Raw genomic sequence first — 18802 nt, forward strand, 5'->3', positions numbered from 1 at the left:
TATCTTTTAATTATTCGAGTTCTCCATGTTCTTCGCCAAACCACCTTCCGAGGTCTCCTTATAAAGACTGGGCAAATCATTACCTGTCTGGCGCATCACCTCAACCACCTGATCAAAACTTACCCGGTGTTTTCCGTCGGAGAAGTTCGAGAACGTATTCGCGTCAAGCGCACGGGCGGCGGCAAAAGCGTTTCGCTCGATACAAGGGATTTGTACCAAGCCACAAACAGGATCGCAAGTCAATCCCAAGTGATGCTCCAATCCCATCTCGGCGGCATACTCGATCTGTGCGGGCGTACCACCAAACAACTGACTGGCGGCAGCGGCAGCCATAGCGCAAGCCACGCCAACCTCACCTTGGCAACCTACCTCTGCCCCCGATACGGAGGCATTCGTACGCACCACATTTCCAAACAAGCCTGCCGTAGCCAACGCACGCAATATACGGGAATCACGGAACTCACGCGTCTCCTTCAAGTGATAAAGGACCGCAGGCATTACACCGCAAGAACCACAAGTCGGAGCGGTCACGATCTTCCCACCGCACGCGTTCTCCTCAGACACCGCCAAGGCATAGGCATACACCATTCCCCGGCTCTTGATACTGCTGCCATAGCCTTTCGCACGGATCATATAATCGGAAGCCTTACGACGAATGCCCAAACCTCCCGGCAAGATGCCTTCCGCTTCCAGACCACGACGAACCGCATCCTGCATCACTTCCCATACCTCAGCCAGATAATCCCAGATAGAAGGGCCTTCGTGCTGCTCGACATATTCCCAATAGGAATGGCCAGTCTTCTCACACCAAGCCTGTATCTCCTTGATCGTATGCATATCGTATACTTGCTCTGTCCTCAACTCATTGAAAGACTCGTTCGCCAAGGTTCCCCCGCCGATACTATATACGGTCCACGTATCCAGCTCCTCGCCACTCTCATTATACGACTCGAACAACATCCCATTCGGATGGAACGGCAAGAAAGTCTTGGGTTCCCAAGTAATATTTGTCTTCGCGACCGGCTGTAATACCTCAAGAATAGCTGCGTCCGTCATATGGCCTTTTCCCGTAGCCGCCAGACTACCATATAAGGTTACGTTAAAACGAACAGCGCCCCGGTTACGTTCCAAGAACATTTGTGCCGCACGCATCGGCCCCATAGTATGACTGCTTGAAGGGCCATGACCCATCCGGTATATTTGTTTGATTGATTCCATCTTTCTTCGATCTAAGTTTTCTTGTTTCTATACTTTAAGGAAAATATTATGTTTATAAAACGCATACAAAAGTACATAAATTACCGATACATTGCACATGGCAATGAGCACCGGATAATAATTTCCTAAATATTGCTGGGTTCCGAAAAACAAGGATTCGCCGATACACCTAAAACTTACCACGTTAGTAAGCATATAAGCCAGTATTGAATTCATGCCATACACTTTCAGCCAAGTCGTATACTTTCGATGCCCTTTATAGTCGATCCAATAATAGAACAACCCCATAAGCAAGAAACAGTACCCACTGCTCACCAATACCATCGAACTGGTCCACAGTTTCTTAATAACGGGAAGCTCGATACCCCAAAGCCATCCGGCGATAACCATACCCAGACCAATACCGAATAACATCCGTAATTTGAGCCGCTCGGAATATAATTTGTTCTTTAGGATATATCCGGCGAACAACCCGGTCAACACGGTTACCCCGAAATTCAAGCTGCTCAGTATCCATGTATAACGATACCAAGTAGCGAATATCACCTCCCCGTTCTCCACCGTCGCCCCATCCCGGAAACGTCCCAGTACGGTGCGGTCGATCCATTCGGCCAAATTACTATCCGGTGTGTACGAACCTCCCCCATAGTTACCGACTGTAATAAACTCCATCGCTCCCCAAAAGATTAATAAAAGAGCTACCGCTATACCGATCTGTACCCGTATCCTTACATGCAAGAATAACAAGGAAGCAATCAAATACCCCATAGCGATCGACTGCAAAGTATTTGAATACAGATAAACCCGGTCCGGGTCCAAAGCCAATAAATTACCTTGGCACATCATACCGAAGACCCAAAGCAGTAGCACCCGTTTCCCGATCCGCCGATATACCGCCATCTTATCGGGCATATCCTTATAACGAGACAAAGAGAAAGGCATGGAAACTCCCGCCATGAATAAGAATAAGGGCATCACGAGATCCCACGTAGAGAATCCCTCCCATTCCACATGCGAGAATCCCCACATAAAAGAATTAAACCAAGGCATATCAATCGCATGGGCCAGCGGATGCAACACCATCTCCAACACCACTAAGCAAAAAAGGTCGAAGCCACGGAGTACGTCCAATGACTCCAACCGATTTAATTTCTTCTTCTCCATCCGCTTATTATACTTTCAAGAAAATACGTTGGCGATATAAGAAATACAAGAATCCCCAACAAACAGCGATATATGCGATAGCGCTAACCAAAGGCTGGGCGGTCTCGGGCATCAACTTCGCCAGCCCTCCGAATATAGCCTCGGAAGTATAGGAGAAACGAATGAAACGCTGCGCCAAATAGATCGTAATAGAGTTCATGCCGATCACGGTAAAAAACAAGGTCCATTTACGCCACCCCAATACATCTATGATATAGAAGAACAAAGCAAACATCCAAACGGAATAAGCACCTACCACACAGACAAAAGAACTTGTCCATAGCTTCTTATTGATCGGGAAGACCAAGCTCCATAACAAGCCGACGATCAACAATACAGCTCCCGCTCCTACTAAACAAAGCACTTTCTTTCGGTCGGTCAGCCCCTCTTTCCGTAACTTAATCCATTCACCGGTGAACATACCCAACATTGCCGTGGCAATCGCAGGGACGGTGGAGAATAAACCCTCCGGATCAAAAACAGTCTCGTGCAAACGTCCGGGAAGAAACAGGCGGTCAATATACCCTACCAAGTTTCCCTCGAGCGTGAACGGCCCCGCTCCACCGGCGTCCGGCACAGGCACAAAAGCCATCGCCAGCCAATAGCCAACCAAGATAAGAACCGTTATCCCCGCACGCACTTTCCAACCGAAACGGACAAACAACAAGGCCGCAAACATCCATCCCAACCCAATACGCGCCAGCACGCTTGCGCAACGCAGGTGGTCAAATTCAAACGACAATAGTCCGTTATATACCAATCCCAAGAAAACCAAGGTAATCCCCCGACGGACGATCTTCTTGTAAATCGCCCCTTCCGTCATACCTTTTCCTCGTTGCTTCTCTAGTGAGAACGGAAACGAGATACCCGCAATAAAGAGGAACAATGGGAAGATCGTGTCGTGATGCGCCAATCCGTTCCATTCCACATGTTCCATCTGCCCGGCTATCGCCTGAAAAAAAGGATTCGGAAACAATGTCGCCAAAGAGACAAATAAAGAAGCACCGCCCATAATAAAGAGCATGTCAAAACCCCTAAGGGCATCCAATGATTGCAACCGCTGGGGTTGTTGTTTTTGTTTTTCCATATAATCTATTTACATTTAAAGTCAACACAAATATACTAAAACTCGCCCACATACGGATGGGATTTAACATAAAGACACCCCTAATCTTTCCCCTCGCATTCCTAATTCCGGTGTTAGATTATCGACCAACTCCGCATGGGTAATCCCGCAAAGGGTCGCATAGTCATAGTCTAAACTTATATCATTGAGTTGGTTCAAATCACTGAAATACAATACCGGATAAACATTCCAATCCTGCTCTAGCTGATCGATAGCCAATCCTTTAAACAGTTCTTTTTTCCCTTGGAAATAGGCTTCTAACGTAGATATCAATAAACTTTTCCCAAAACGGCGAGGACGACTCAGAAAGTAAGGCTTACCTTTCGTCACCAATTGGTAAATCAAGGCGGTCTTATCCACATATAAATAGTTCTCATTCCGAATATTTTCGAAACTCTGTATTCCTATCGGTAATTTACGCATAGTCGTCATAACCTTTTTTCTTACCACACCTGTTGTTGAACAAAGATAGAACTTTTTTCCGGAACAAGTCTCCGATTATAGTTTTCATTCTATGAAATACTCAATTTTTTCTACACTAATAGAGGGCGATATTTTACTTTCCATAAGCTGGAAGTAGAATATCGCCCTCTATTTTACAAGACAGTTTGTCTAACTGAGTAAGCACTAGATCTAAGGCATACAAATATTTCACTGAGTAAGATCACCTCATAGCCTTAGCAAAAGCTCTAATCGCATAATGAATAAAATAATAAACAGCCTTATACACCGGCAAATCCATCTCATTTCTCAAAATGTTCCACTGCCAACGCATGGCTTTTAATTTATTCGAAGAGACCGAATGGTCACTAACTCGGTAAAGAGCCGTCACCGTATTTGTGTTCTGCGCTTTATACCCTTGCTTTAAGATAGAAAGCCAACATACATAATCCTCATGCCCAATTTCCTTGAAAAATATCTTTCCCGTCAAGGCTGAATCATACATGGCTGTCAAGCATCCTATACAATTCCCTTTCAATAACAAAGGATAATCAACCTCACAAGGAGCTATTACCTCACGCCCGCATCGCTCTCCGCCTAGACTTACTTTCTCATAGTTAGAGAAAACAATAGCGACCTCAGATTTCTCAAAGACTTTTAACTGATCGCTTAGCTTATTCGGTAACCATATATCATCGCTATCCAAGAAAGCAATATACCGTCCTTTCGCTTCCTTTATTCCCATATTACGGGGTAACGTAGGCGAACCGGATGGTTTATCCGTCCGTAAATATCGAATACGGGAATCTATTCTCGCATACTTTTGAATGATTGAGAGTGAATCATCACTAGAACAATCATCCACAATAATCATCTCCCAATCCCCAAACGATTGAGCCAATACGGACTCAATCGCTTGGGATATAAAAGGAGCCGCATTATAACACGGGGTTATAATGGATACAAGAGGCAACACGTTAAATACAAATGATTATTTAAATAAATAACGTTTCAACTTAGCGAATGCCTTAAGCGAACGTTTCAAGTCTGAAGGATTACGCAAACCGACTCTCAGCCTGTGTAAAATGTAACTGGCACGTAAATAATATTTCTTCCGTGCCCTATTACAGAAATCAACCATTTCCCCTGCGGAAAGATCCGGTAAAGACAATACGGTGTTATGTGTACCATCCGGCAAACAATACTTCTCATAATCCGTCTCTATATAGTTATTTTCCCTCGCCCACTGATAAGCCTCCGTACCGGGATAAGGTATCAACGGGAAAAACTGGGCGGTATCCGTATTCAACCTTAACGCTAACTGAAGAGTCTCTTCCATGGTTTCCCGGGTTTCGCCTTGGTTACCGACCATATAACAAGCATGTATTAACAAACCCGCCTTTTTAGCGTTGGCAACATACTGATAGAAATATTCCACCTTCGTTCCTTTCTTGATGTTATCCAATATCTGTTGGCTACCACTCTCTATACCCGGAATAATCAAACGACATCCGGCCTTTTTCATAGCCAACATCGTTTCCAAATCAAGGTCCACACGAGCATTACATAACCATTTCAGCCGTTTATTCAATTTCTTTTCCACTAACAAACGACAAATGTCCAATACTCGCTTCTTATTGGCTGTAAATGTATCATCCTCGATTACTACCTCCTTCACATCTGGGAAATTAGCGGCAATGTATTCGAACTCGGCCACCACATTCTCTGCGGATCGTGCCCGAAAAGCATGCCCATGCATCGTTTGCGGATAGACACAGAAATTACAACGGAAGGGACATCCACGCCCGGTAAATATCTGGATAGAGGGATATGTGGCAGCAGCGAAAAAGTAATCCCTCTCATTTAAATGTTCCTTGATAAATTGTGAGGCAAAAGGAAGATCATCCAAATTCTTCATCGGTGGCATATGCGCAGTTCGTACAAACTCCTTCCCGTCCCAAAAACAAAGCCCTCGAACCTCCCGCAGATCCTTTCCTGCGTCCAGAACATTCGCTAGCTCATTCACGATACAATCATATTCCCCAATAGCGACCGCATCCACCGCATTCGAATAACCCAACGTCTCTTCTGCGCAAGCCGAAGGATGAGTCCCCACAAGCACGACAAACGAGTGAGGATACAATGCCTTCAGCTTCCCGGCAAAAGCAACGTCACTTTTAATGGAAGGCGTACTTGTATCTAAAACAAACAATGAATGCTCATTATCCGTCTTCCGAATAATGTTTAAAGACTGTTCCTCATTTAACTGTTTAGCTGAAGCATCCAAAAAAGAGACATTATGTCCCTGTTTGCTTGAATACAAAGCCGCATAAATCAGCCATAGAGGATAATATAAAGCCCCACTTTTCGTAATTGCCGGACTACGGGACTCACGAGAGAATTTTCCATACTCAGCTTTGAAAGGGGGATTGATGAAATAGATATTCATAATTAATTATTTTGTAATGCTTCTTATCAACAAAAAATAAGCTAGATAGACACGATAAGCAATCTTATACCAAAAACTATTGGTACTTTTCGCACCTGCAAAAGATACAGTATTTTCATGTCTTCTATACAATTGCAAGACTTTGGGGTAATAACCGCATTTGAAGTGAATCTGGCTAAATAATGCAATCCATAAATCGTGAGCTACCACTTTGTCTGGAAATGGCAAAGTTGCTTCAAGGACTTTACGATGAAAAGCCATGCAACTACCTAGCCATAGATTTTTCACCCAATTTTCCAAAGCACTCTTATCTAAAGGCGATTGCTCTACATAAAACATATCTTGAGTTATATTCAATTCTGAATCAGTCAAAGCGCAATTACAGGTAACCAAGTCATAATTACCTTGAATAAGGAAATCTCTTAACTCCTTTATCTTATTCGGTAACCAGACATCATCTTGATCGACTAGAAATATGATATCACCATTAGAGTGTAAAAGGGCATTTTCAAAATTATGAGTGACACCTTTAGGCAATTCATTAAGGAATAATTTTATCCTACCATCTTTATAAGATCTTATAATATCACATGTAGAATCCTTTGAGTGATCATCAGATATTACCAATTCATCAATAGGAGACAGCTGGGATAAAATACTATCTATCTGCTCCTTTATATACTTACTACCATTATAGGTAGCCATACATACAGAAATCATCCACAAATAAAATTTATCATCTAAAACACCTCTTTAATATCCTCAAATAAGAAATCAGCCAAACAAATGTTTGCGCCAATCGATCCAGATCATGCGCAACAAACCATATGAGTATACGATTATAAAAAGGCATTCCTTGAGACATTTTCCAAACATTTTTATTTGTTTCTGGAAAAACAAGCCTCCATCTTTCAGAGTCAAAAAGAGAATGATGAACAACTAAGGGTGTCTTTGCCCAAAAACGAATACGCTTCAACAAAGATACATAGTCATTTCCCATATTATCTTCAAACCATTGAGTTAGCAATTTTGCGCAAAGAACTTGTTCATTAACACTCGATAATCTAGGGATACTAGTTATAGCCCCAACATTTTGCAAATTATAATGATAAAACGCATGCGAAACTACAACTGTTTTTTTAGAAAGCACTCGCAAACGAAGTGTCATCCCTAAATCCTCCTGCATATTCACTCCACTAAACCAGCGAATATTATTATCTAAGTATAAACTTCTTCGAATAATTTTATTACATAATGAAGAGTTTAAAATGCTAGGGTATGATCTTTTAACAATATCACTATTTTCTTCTATATAAGAATATTTTACAACACGATTAAAATGACTATATTCTTCTATATAATTACAACAGACAATATCCGCATCATCGCTTTTCGCTTTGTTTATCATTAATTGAAACATTTGCGCTTCCAACCAATCATCACTATCGCAATGTGCTATATACTCCCCTCTAGCAACATCCATTCCTCTTTGCCGAGTAAAAGCCAATCCTCTGTTAGATTCATTCCTCAAAAAACGCACTTGAGATAAACGTCTGGGATATTGTTGCAGTACTTTATGAACAAGCAGAATACTATTATCGGGAGAACAATCGTCTACAAAAATAAACTCTATATTATCCGTCATACTTTGGTTAAACAAAGAATTTGCACAGCGTTCTATATACTTTTCCACTCCATAAACAGGGATGACCACAGATAACAACAGAGAGCTATCACTTTTATCCAACATAACATACTTACTTTAATCAGTTAAAATTCATTTTTCTCAGGCATTAACGATCATAAACAACACGTTCTCCTTTATAATTTATATTTTCATAGACCCACTTTTGATCATAATCCATATTTATAGCTATTGGAATAGGAGCAAACAATCCATACCATCTTGTAATAGTATACCCTCTCCAACTAAGCAAAATAGTAAAAACGGTATAAAGCATTAATAAATTCAAAAACAATTTACGAACACCCACATATTTTAAGATATAAAGACCACCTAGCAGAGTAAAGAAATAATCTATTCTTTTATTTAGCGCATGATATGGCAAAGTAAAAGCGAATAATAAAAAAATAACATACAAAATTTTAGTTTCTTTATTATATGGAACTTTTTTACATATCACACAGAAAAACATCAAAACGACTAAATACCTTACAACATAAGGTATCCAAAAGAAAATATTATGACCTTCTAAATAGCTACCATCACTATAACGACCTTCTATATAATCCAACAGATAATTATTCAAGCTATCAGATATTGGGAGTAACTCAAGTAACAGAGGAAATAGATTAGATCCTATAATCAATACAAAAAAGATCAAAAAGAAAATGGATTTTCTCATATTATTAGGCATAAAAAAACTAACAAACAAGGCCAATACTAATATAAGCATAGAAAAGTGAGTACAAACTCCCAAAATCAAGAACAAATAATGCCACCAACAATATTTATTAAATATAAACCACATACAAAAAACATAGGAAAAAATACATGCAGATGTACCATAACGCAATCCTGTAGAAATAGACAAAAATGGCATAATAAGCAAAATCATCCAAAAACAGCGATACCTATCTTTCTTTGAAGAATATTGTTCCTTGCTAAAAAAATCAAAAATATAAAAAAACAACAAATAACTTACAAAAACCAAAATTAATCTAACAAACCCGAAAGACAAACCAATACTTTGACAAATCCACTCTAATAAATAAACTAAAAAGTCAAATTTCACATTATACGAAAGATATAAAAGAAAATCATTCCAAGAAGCCCCCTCTATCCAATCTGTATATATTTTAAAATTACGAAATAAATCATCATGAGGAGGAACTAACAACAACGAACATAAACCCATAAAAAAGGCGAACATCCAATAAGAATATCGCTTATTATCACAACATTCTTTAAACAAAGAAGATAATGATAGCACTGGACATACCACAAACAGCATACTCACAATGATCTTTTTCATAATATCATTTCTAAAACTCCATCTTTCAATATAGATAATATTATAGCTTTTTATCAACAATAAAATACAGTTTAAAAATCATATTTTATATTTTTCATTAGACAAGAACACAGCCTTAACTCCTACCCATTCAAACATTTTAGGATTATTTGTATCATGAAATTTAGGATTAGGAATCATATAATCATCCCCATAACGCATCAACAACCATTCGTTAGCATTTAGCATAACGTTTATTTCTATTGTTTCAAAAGGAACCCTAACCACATCATAACTAACAGGAAACTCTATACGTCTCACTTTAACATATCCAAGTCTTCTCATTGATTCTTGAAGTGACCCCATACCTTCTACACGCCAGAAATCACACTGATAAGATGAACATCTATCATCAGAGTAAATATAAAATATGTCTATATCTATACCATCTTTCTGGTATGTTTCTTCACTAGCCTTACTTCCTCCATCAACCTCAAATCTTCTCACCAATTTAAAACCAAAACTTTCAAGAAGGCTCTTCATCTTCGGCGAGAAATCCTTATACCAAATACAAACATCAATATCACAATCATGTTTAATGAATCCCTTTTCACGAATCGCCCCTAGCAATGTGCCTGCAAACGCACTATAATGGATTCCATTTTGCATTAGTATTTTATCAAACTCTTTGAATACGGTCAATGCTCTTGAACGAAAAATCAAATTTCTATTTCTCCTAATAATATCTATATATAGATAATATAAAGGTTTTAATAAAATTTTAAATCCTGGAATTTTTGCAACATGATATGCAATTTCCATTAACCTTGGTGATATTTTTATTCTCATTTTATTTGAACTTCACTAATCGTATTAATAATACTTTTTTTCATTGAAAAAACTGGACTCCATCCTAATGCACGTAGTTTAGATGTATCAAAACAAGATTTTGAAACAGGGTTAAAAACCCGGAGTTCCATTTCTGTAGGTAAATCAACGATCACTTTTTTTCCTCCAATCTCCGCTATCATTTCTGCCAATTGACGAATAGTAATATTACTATCCTCATCTGCCACATTATAAGCCTCTTTATTTGCGCCTTTTAACATCACGAAAATGATACCTAAGGCACAATCTACGACATAGCACCACGAACGATATTGCTCACCTAAACTTTTCATTAAAACATCTTCATCTCGAAGAATATTCCGTATAAACTGTGCATAAACACGTGTATCTTTCTCCGTAAAATGAGGACCATAAGTATGCGATGGTCTAGCAATACTTATATCAATTCCATGCTGATACCCATAGGCAACGCAAAGAGTCTCTGCGGCTCTTTTAGAAGATGTGTAACATGAACGAACATTGAGTGGATTTACATATCCACTGTAATCTTCCGTGAATACTCTACCATCTCCCTCGCCATATATATCTCCAGAAGATACAAATACAAATTTTTCCAAACAATGATTTAAACCATAAGAAAGAAGATTATCAACCCCATTAATATTCGCTCTTATAACACCAATTGGATCCGTACTATACTCTACGGGATTCGCCCCACTTGCCGCATGGATAATATAATGAAAGTCTGTCTCTGTTGATAAAGGTTCTGTTATATCATGTGATATAAAATGGAATGATGGAATTTTTGAATAAGCAAAAAACAATTTATGCGCTCTTTCTCTATTTCTCCCTAAGGCATAAACATTGTAGTCCCTTTTTTCATGTACCATTAGAATATCTATTATGGCAGAGCCTATCAATCCTGTAGCACCTGTAACAAGAATATTTTTATTCCTTAACTTTTCCCATGGAAGATTGGCTGAAGCCACTTTTTTCACGTCATCTAAATACATAATCAATCACTTTATCCAAATTTCCGGATCAGAATGAATTAATGCCTTAAACAGCTCTACATCTTCAGGCTTAGTAAGTTTAAGTCCATTTTTCTCTGATCCTAACACTAAATGCTGCTCTTTTACCCCAAGCAAAGCAAACAATGTACACGAGGCAACCGTATTTGCAATATGTAACTGTTCTGCTTCTATATGAGCATTAAGTAAAGTTCCTAGTCGATAAGTATGAGGTGTTTGTGTCCTAACCAAGCGTTCACGTGGAATAGAAATTTCATGGACATTATCTTCCACACGCTCCATTATAGCCTCCTTGCACATTAATCCAGTTACAGCATATCCATATTTCTCGCAAATTTCAATATTCCTAGATATAATTTCAGAAGATACTAAAGGTCGTACACCATCATGCACTAGAATTATATCCTCTTCACTGCAACCAGCTTCTCGCAGTCCCAAAATACCATTTTTGATAGAGTCTTGATTTGTTTCAGCACCTTCAAAAATCCATTTCAATTTTGTAATATTAAACTGCTTAGCATATGCATTCAAAAAGATTTCCCAACCTTTAATACATACTATTGCGATCGCATCAATATCTTGACTAATTTGGAAAGCCTGTAGTGTATAAATAATGATAGGCTTGTTATCAATACACATAAATTGTTTCGGAATCTCTTGTCCCATACGGTTACCAGAGCCTCCCGCTGTAAGAAGTGCAATATTCATAATCTCAATTTATTTATAAAATCATCAACTATTTTGCGTTCATAATGAGTTAATCCCACAAAATAGATGACAAACAAATTAACTATCAAAGAAACAATAATTGTCATAACAAATTTAATCCATCCTTCTATTTGACCAACTAAAATATATGGAATCCAAAAAGTTAATACTACAACTAAAAAAATTGGTAGTACTACATCTTTAAGATATTTTTTCAAAGAAATATTCATTAGTTTTTTAAGCACCAATACAGCTATTACTTGAACAAACAACATGGTTATAAAAACCATCCAAAACGCAAACACAGCCGAAAGACCTCTTTCTAATCCCACATATGATATAGGAATAGCTAAAAGAGCAAAAAAACTCGTAGACAGCTGATACAATTTCATTTTACCTACCGCATGAACAATACTAGAAATAGCAGAATTCAGATTATTTAAAAAAGAAATTAACACCACCACCACCACAAAGGTGCTCGTATTTTCAGGAACAGCATCCCCTAACCATATTTTTAGTATCCAATTAATATTATATACAATAGGTAATGCTAAGACATATAGACATAAACAACTAAATTTGCTTATACAATAGGTCAATTTAATGGCTCTATCAATATTACCAACAGCATATGATTGTACAATTTGTGGACGTACAGAAATTGACATATTACTAACAAAAGATTGCAATCCTGCATTAACTTGAACTGCAATCCCTCGGGCAGCATTAACTACAGGCCCAAAAAACAGATTTAGGACCAAGCTTATCCCTTGCTCTTTCATCATACCAGAGAAAGAGCCAAATATATTCCATCCAGAAAACACAAGCACAGATTTAAACAAGTCATTTCGTCTACAAAATTTCCATTTAATACCTTCAAAACAATGTTTACAATAAATATAGTAGAGACTAAAATCCACCATACTAACTAGTAGCATAAAAACACCATATACAATAAGCATATCACTTTTAAACACAGGAATCACAAATATAAAAAGCAATTTCAATATCGCATCAAGCACACTAATAATGGCATAAAAATTCATTTTTTCATAAGCTATTACCGCTGCAGTATAGGGTACTTGCATAATAATAACGATAAAATTCAGCAAGGAAAGCTGAAAAATCCAATTAGCCGCAAACAAACGATCTTGAGGTATTTCCATTTTATAATTAATATACCATACACCTAAACTTTCTGTTGATAAAATTAAAAATATAGCCAATAATAGTTGAAGAATGATTGCGGTATTATACACTTCATTCAAACCTTTCTCTCCATTCTTACCTAGTTCAAAGCTGTAAAAGCGCTGAATTCCATTTGACATGGACGTATTGAGAAACGTGAACATACTCACAAAACCACAAACCACATTATAGATGCCATAATCAACAACCCCCAACAGGTTTAATATAACACGAGTTGTGTAAAATGTCAAACTTAATACGAATATCATTCGAATACTAAGAAACAACGTATTCCTCGCTATCCGTTTATTATTTTCTGATGTAACAGGCATGAAAAAAGTTTCAATAATTATCTTATTTTTCCGGCTCAGTCAATTGCCCCTGCGAGAGAAGTAAGGGGAAACCATCCGTATGATTTATGACAGCCCAGATAGTATGTTTTCGTGATCTTTTCTCCAAGTTCGAATCCGCTTGGGTCTGTATCTTCTCCGCCTTTTGATAACGTCCGAACGAAACATGTACAAATACCTCCGACATGAAATATTCCAACAATTTAATAATCGCCTCGTCTTTAACGATCCGACTCTCCACAGAAGTTCCTGTTACCGTATATTCCACCGATATCTTTACGCTATTCTTTTTAGAAATCTCCGGGCTTACCAGTACCCTAAAACGTACGACCATCCGAACTTTTACTTCTTCTCAAATTTATTCTCCTCTGATATCTGACAGAGCGTATTAATTAAATATTTCCGTACGTCCAGAAATATATTGTCAAACAAATCCTTATATTGAGCGGAAAGTGTAGACACAGACTCGAAATGGAATTCCAATAAACGCATCAACGGAAGGTGTTTCAATAAATTATATTGGTTGATGTAGGGTTGCATTTTATTCCCATAATGAGTCATCGCATTATATCGCAATAAAAACAGTTCGTCTTCTGTCAGAAGGCAACGTAAAATCTTGGCATACTCAACTTCACACATCCATCCACTTGAGCCTCACTAATCGTCTGCATAATACGATAAAGCAATCGAAAATAAGCAGATAGCACCAAGCGGTTCGTCGCATAAAATTTAGAGAATTCACTTTTAGCCTCCTCTACTCGATCTCTATAAGCGATTTTCTTACAATTGAAATCATTATAATACTTTAAAATCGATTTTCCCCAACTGTTCCTTCCTCTCACGATACAACTCAACCAAAGTCGTAAAGGTCTTATCGAATTGCTGAAGTTCAAAGACCTTACGGCTATTCTCATTATTTTGACGGATCGCCTTGTTCGCCTCTATCTGCTCCTGCAAATTACGGTTCAACAGGCGGACACTGACATAAGCGATCAACGAGCCGATAATCCCCCCTACATAATCACCATATTGTCCCCATAACCCCGCATCTATCGGAGCAGAGATGTCATAAGTCCTATGTAAAGAAAAAAAGATAATCCCTACGAGCAGAATAACAAAAATGATAATCTCATTAACATTTTTGACAATCCTATCCCATAGAGTTCGCCACCATTTGTCAGAAGTTTTTCTTATCTTCCTACCTTCCATGACTGAACCTTTTCCACATTCTTATTTCCCTCAGAGCTCAAAGATGTATAAAATCTCGGATAGTCATCTCCCTTTTTCCGGTTGTTTTGCCAATGTACCGCCTGTAAGTTAGACAAATCATCCGTTCCTCCCTTAGCGATTGGCTTCAAATGGTCGATCTCCCATCCAAAAGGATGTTGTACGCCATACAAATCCCTCCGTATCCAAGCAGAGGCAAAACCTTTCCGCCAAATATCAGGATTATAGCCATCTTCCGTGCTGGCATTTTGCCATACGTTATCAATCATTTGCTCACTGAATCGTGCCATACGTATATGATTTTTAATTTATATTTTGTCCCAAGGCATGGGACAAAGAACCTCCAACCCATAAGATCATCAAATCTCATCCGGACTCTCACTGTCACCGCCTCCATCAGCCGGTTTGCCGCCAATCCAGATCGAGGTACTGATACAGCGAGGAACTTTCAGCGTGTAGGAGTTGGAATACTGAGTCGTCACCGTCAGCGTATACTCGCCCTCGGTCAGGCCGGCCGGCAGGAGCAGCGTGAGTGAGGAGGGATTATTGATCGTGATCTGGTCATCCGTCAGTTTCGTGGCGGCACCCTTGGAATCGGTCAACGTAACGCCTACCGACTCGTTGTCACCAACTACCTTCAGCATCGTGCCACGGACGAAGAAGTTGTGGCCCGCTGTCGCGCTGCCATCCTTCAAGCCCGTCTTACGATCTTCGGTCTCCTGGATGTACATGGTGTTAGACTTCTCGCCGAGGATCTCCACCACGGTCTTGGCGATCGCCTCGCGCAGAACCTTGTCTTGCGTGAAAGAGACGTAGATGGAATTATTCTCCTTGTTCCAAACGCCGCCCTCGACCATGCCTTTCAACTGGGGGACGGCACGGAACAGACCCGTATTCACGCTATAGCCGTTTAAGATCAAGTCCATTACTACCCGATGGTAGAGAGTCACAGAGTAACGCATCGTCTCCGGGCGTAGACCGGTGTCTTGCTTGTACATCTCCTCCAACACGTCATCCAATGTTAAACTCCCGGCCGAAGCCAGCAGCAGGATCTTGTCCGTCTTGTTGTCGGTGGTCACCGAATTGTCGATGAGCCAGCCTTTCAATACTTTCTTCATGGTATTTTGACTTAAAGGGGGGCGAAATTACCGTTCCCTGCTTTCTTTGTCTAGAATTTCTTCCCGAACGCAATGTTCAAGAACGTCTTCACCAATATCTTGAAATCGAACCACCACGAGCGGTGCTCCAGATAGAACAAGTCATAGCGTAATCGACGAAGCATCTTCTCCAGCGTATCCGTATAGCCGTTGTAGAGCGTGGCATACGAGGTCACCCCCGGACGGATCTGGTACAAGAAACGATAGCGGGGATCGCGTTCCATGATCTGGTCAATGTAGAACTTGCGCTCCGGACGGGGGCCGATGAAGGCCATGTCGCCGATGAAGACGTTCCACAATTGAGGCAGCTCGTCCAGATGATGCTCGCGCAGGAACTTGCCCACACGGGTCATGCGGGGATCCGCACCTCCCTTGTAAAGGGCAGGACCAAACTTCTCAGCGTCCAAACGCATGCTACGGAACTTATAAATGTTGAACGGGCGACCGAAACGACCGATACGCTCCTGCTTGAAAATGGCAGGACCGCCATCCTCGCGCCTTACGGCGATGTAACAGATCAAGAACAAAGGGGAGAATACGACCAAGGCGATAAAGGCCAAAAGGCAGTCCCCTATACGCTTCACGTTACGCTCGAAGGCGTTCATCCCATCTGAGATAAAATCAGTAGATTTTCCAAAACTCTCTTCTAAAATCATGGCTAGTTAATTAGTCGATGAAGGCAGGCACGAGGTTAAAACTTAATCTCATTTGCATAGCCCATCCTTAAATTATTTCTTTCCTCCGTTCATTTCCTCCTCTTTCTTATAATCGATATACCGCTCCAAGGCCTCACGTGCCAGACGGCGGAAAAGTTCCTCGTCCGACAGATGGTCCCAAAGGAGATCTACCAAACGATAGTAAACGCTAAAGTGCATGTCCTTGCCTTTTTAAAAGAATTGTAAGTGTCACTGCCAATGCCTCCGCTTACGCGGATAATGGACTTGGTCAGTCTGGTGACTTGTAAAACCGTGGCGATGTAATCGCCCAAACGGGGAAATGATTGTCTGTGATACATGTCTGGTTTGTTATTATTTTTATACATCTATGTCCTTATGGATAGGCCCTAGTAATGCAAATAATGCAAGTAATGCAGCACCTTTTTCCCACACACGTGCGTACATTATATAGAACAAGAATTTTACACTAAACGATCACAAACAAGGCATGGAACGATCCGGATGAGAAACGCTGGATAGCCGTATGAAAGTTTGATTCGACATATATTAATGTACACGTGCGTGTGTGGGAAAAAGGTGCTGCATTACTTGCATTACTTGCACCTGTTTTCCCCGGCATCGGTTCCATCCCGCACGTATATCGGCATCGACTCACGCCTACGTTCGTATAGGCCTACACCGATATACGTGTGGGGCGACGTCGATATACGTGTAAAACGATGCCCTTATACGTATGCCACACTCATACGGTCTCGCTTAGCAATGGCAATCCCTCCACCTCTCTCTTATGCCAGCCTTGGTAATCAGACAGGGAAAAACCGGGGACGGTCAACTGTTTGTAATCCTTATCGTTTCTTCGCAAGATGTGCTTGCGGGCATACGAGCGGAGCGAACGATCCGTCACGGATACCATCACCACAGGAAACGGGTAGCCGAGCAAGCGCATCGGCGTAACCTCGCTGTCCGGGAACGCACGGCGCAACTGATAGGCTGAGTACTCGAACGCCACCCAGTAAGGACCCGTGCAATACAAATGGATGGAAGCAGTGTTCGTTCGCTCGCGGCTCATGATATCACCCAAATGTTCGTTCAGCAACGCCACCAAACGAACGCCAGAAGGAAGGGAAGACATTTCTTTTTGATTTATGATTTTTGAATTATTCATTATTCATTGTTCATCATGTCTCAGCCATCGATCGTAATCGTCCAAGCGACGGATTAAAGTCTGTTTGCTTTTCTTGGGCGAGGACTCACACCGCCAAGGATCCACCACCTCGTGCGCCATCTGCCGGTAGAGACTGCTGTCCGTGCAACCGTAGAGCGTCACAAGCAGCAAGGCACGGGATTGCGCCGCCTTTACCGCCGGGAGCATGCTTCGCATCGTGGCGAGCAAACGCACGAACTCATCTTCCTCGCCCAACAGCTTGTAGGCAGGTAGGAGCGACGAGTAGACCTTGCAGCGCATCACGTCCGTCTCCGCACGGAGAGAACCATAGGATCTCAACACCTCAAGGGCCAAGCGGGTATCCTCCTCAGATACGCTGCCGGAGGCATGGTAACGTCCTAAGGCATCGTGCAAACCCTCCCGCAGACGGTCGTTATCCAGATGGGTATAGACGTGCTTACCCTTTGTGTTCAGCTCGATCAGCTCATACTCGCCCGGCTTCACCTCCAACAAGGGAACCCACATGCAATCGAGGATACGAGCCATCACATCTTTATGACCGCCACCCGGCTGGATCACCACCTCCGCCTCCATTCCGGCGAAATAGCCGGACGTGATACGTACGCGATCACCCTTCAGCAGGCGACCGCTGTCCGGAACGTAGACCGGAAGCTCGTTGGAATAAGATTCCGCCACCCAACGCAAGTTTCCCATCTCACTATCCGACAGGTAAGGGAAATGGGTCATGCCTCCGGAAGAGACCCGGGGTAGGAAATTGTATAGGGGAAGCGTGCGCTTCATCTGGAAGATCTCCTCCACGGAGGACCGGATAAACACGTAGTTGAACAGCAGGGGCCGCTTCGTGTTGACCATCTTGCCATCCACCTTCCTCACCTCCACGTACGAGGGGGCGAAGTACTCGAACAACGTCTCCCCACGACGCTTGCGCCGGGAAAGCTCGGCATCCAAGCTTTTAGCGGGGCTGATCTTGTCACGTCGTGCCACACCCGTAGTAGGAAGCGTGAGCACGTACCAGCG

Annotated in this window: 21 protein-coding genes and 1 pseudogene; all 22 read right to left on the reverse strand. The window is 41.1% G+C overall.

Features of this window, described 5'->3' with window-relative positions:
* Positions 1–6: 6 nt before the first annotated feature.
* Positions 7–1218: an L-serine ammonia-lyase gene (locus DWX33_RS01740; RefSeq protein WP_008771936.1), complete on the reverse strand. Its 1212-nt coding sequence runs from the start codon at positions 1216–1218 to the stop codon at positions 7–9.
* A 27-nt stretch (positions 1219–1245) separates the two neighbouring features.
* Positions 1246–2382: an acyltransferase family protein gene (locus DWX33_RS01745; RefSeq protein WP_122379725.1), complete on the reverse strand. Its 1137-nt coding sequence runs from the start codon at positions 2380–2382 to the stop codon at positions 1246–1248.
* Positions 2383–2389: 7 nt separating this feature from the next.
* Entirely contained in the window at positions 2390–3508 is a 1119-nt protein-coding gene (locus tag DWX33_RS01750) for an acyltransferase family protein (protein WP_122379726.1), read from the reverse strand.
* A gap of 102 nt (positions 3509–3610) precedes the next feature.
* Positions 3611–3979, reverse strand: a pseudogene (locus DWX33_RS01755) (AAA family ATPase); the annotation flags it as partial.
* A gap of 232 nt (positions 3980–4211) precedes the next feature.
* The gene (locus DWX33_RS01760) at positions 4212–4964 is read right to left on the reverse strand and encodes a glycosyltransferase family 2 protein (protein ID WP_057326348.1); all 753 of its coding nucleotides are present in this window, start codon (positions 4962–4964) and stop codon (positions 4212–4214) included.
* Positions 4965–4979: 15 nt separating this feature from the next.
* Positions 4980–6437 carry a B12-binding domain-containing radical SAM protein gene (locus DWX33_RS01765; protein WP_122379727.1) on the reverse strand — a complete coding sequence of 486 codons (1458 nt, stop codon included), beginning with the start codon at positions 6435–6437 and terminating at the stop codon, positions 4980–4982.
* A gap of 6 nt (positions 6438–6443) precedes the next feature.
* Complete coding sequence (locus DWX33_RS01770) at positions 6444–7157, reverse strand: glycosyltransferase (protein WP_122379728.1); 714 nt, start codon at positions 7155–7157, stop codon at positions 6444–6446.
* 16 nt (positions 7158–7173) lie between these two features.
* Entirely contained in the window at positions 7174–8187 is a 1014-nt protein-coding gene (locus tag DWX33_RS01775) for a glycosyltransferase family 2 protein (RefSeq protein WP_122379729.1), read from the reverse strand.
* A 43-nt stretch (positions 8188–8230) separates the two neighbouring features.
* Complete coding sequence (locus tag DWX33_RS01780; protein ID WP_122379730.1) at positions 8231–9433, reverse strand: EpsG family protein; 1203 nt, start codon at positions 9431–9433, stop codon at positions 8231–8233.
* 78 nt (positions 9434–9511) lie between these two features.
* The gene (locus tag DWX33_RS01785; protein WP_122379731.1) at positions 9512–10261 is read right to left on the reverse strand and encodes a LicD family protein; all 750 of its coding nucleotides are present in this window, start codon (positions 10259–10261) and stop codon (positions 9512–9514) included.
* The gene (locus DWX33_RS01790; RefSeq protein WP_199713239.1) at positions 10258–11274 is read right to left on the reverse strand and encodes an NAD-dependent epimerase/dehydratase family protein; all 1017 of its coding nucleotides are present in this window, start codon (positions 11272–11274) and stop codon (positions 10258–10260) included. The genes DWX33_RS01785 and DWX33_RS01790 overlap by 4 nt, the downstream gene beginning before the upstream one ends.
* 6 nt (positions 11275–11280) lie before the next feature.
* Positions 11281–12000, reverse strand: coding sequence for a 2-C-methyl-D-erythritol 4-phosphate cytidylyltransferase (locus DWX33_RS01795; protein ID WP_122379732.1), 720 nt, complete (start codon positions 11998–12000; stop codon positions 11281–11283).
* Positions 11997–13520, reverse strand: a complete 1524-nt coding sequence (locus DWX33_RS01800; protein WP_122379733.1) for a lipopolysaccharide biosynthesis protein — start codon at positions 13518–13520, stop codon at positions 11997–11999. Before DWX33_RS01800 ends, DWX33_RS01795 begins: the two co-directional genes overlap by 4 nt.
* A gap of 22 nt (positions 13521–13542) precedes the next feature.
* Positions 13543–13872: a hypothetical protein gene (locus DWX33_RS01805; protein ID WP_122379734.1), complete on the reverse strand. Its 330-nt coding sequence runs from the start codon at positions 13870–13872 to the stop codon at positions 13543–13545.
* Positions 13873–13880: 8 nt separating this feature from the next.
* A complete protein-coding gene (locus DWX33_RS01810) occupies positions 13881–14177 on the reverse strand; it encodes a putative phage abortive infection protein (RefSeq protein WP_122379735.1) in 297 nt (98 codons plus the stop codon).
* 156 nt (positions 14178–14333) lie between these two features.
* Positions 14334–14747, reverse strand: a complete 414-nt coding sequence (locus tag DWX33_RS01815; RefSeq protein WP_122379736.1) for a hypothetical protein — start codon at positions 14745–14747, stop codon at positions 14334–14336.
* On the reverse strand, positions 14729–15055 hold the full coding sequence (locus DWX33_RS01820) for an HNH endonuclease signature motif containing protein (protein WP_122379737.1): 327 nt from the start codon (positions 15053–15055) through the stop codon (positions 14729–14731). Before DWX33_RS01820 ends, DWX33_RS01815 begins: the two co-directional genes overlap by 19 nt.
* 69 nt (positions 15056–15124) lie before the next feature.
* Positions 15125–15883, reverse strand: coding sequence for a DNA-binding domain-containing protein (locus DWX33_RS01825; protein WP_122379738.1), 759 nt, complete (start codon positions 15881–15883; stop codon positions 15125–15127).
* A 50-nt stretch (positions 15884–15933) separates the two neighbouring features.
* Positions 15934–16578: a sugar transferase gene (locus tag DWX33_RS01830; protein ID WP_122379739.1), complete on the reverse strand. Its 645-nt coding sequence runs from the start codon at positions 16576–16578 to the stop codon at positions 15934–15936.
* 72 nt (positions 16579–16650) lie between these two features.
* Entirely contained in the window at positions 16651–16797 is a 147-nt protein-coding gene (locus DWX33_RS22460) for a hypothetical protein (RefSeq protein ID WP_005856415.1), read from the reverse strand.
* Between the two features lie 544 nt (positions 16798–17341).
* A complete protein-coding gene (locus DWX33_RS01840; RefSeq protein ID WP_122379746.1) occupies positions 17342–17731 on the reverse strand; it encodes a hypothetical protein in 390 nt (129 codons plus the stop codon).
* A gap of 36 nt (positions 17732–17767) precedes the next feature.
* The coding region (locus DWX33_RS01845) for a transcription termination/antitermination protein NusG (protein ID WP_122379747.1) at positions 17768–18802 on the reverse strand (1035 nt) is incomplete at its 5' end.

It is taken from the genome of Parabacteroides sp. AF19-14 (genome assembly GCF_003635485.1).
GTDB lineage: Bacteria > Bacteroidota > Bacteroidia > Bacteroidales > Tannerellaceae > Parabacteroides > Parabacteroides distasonis.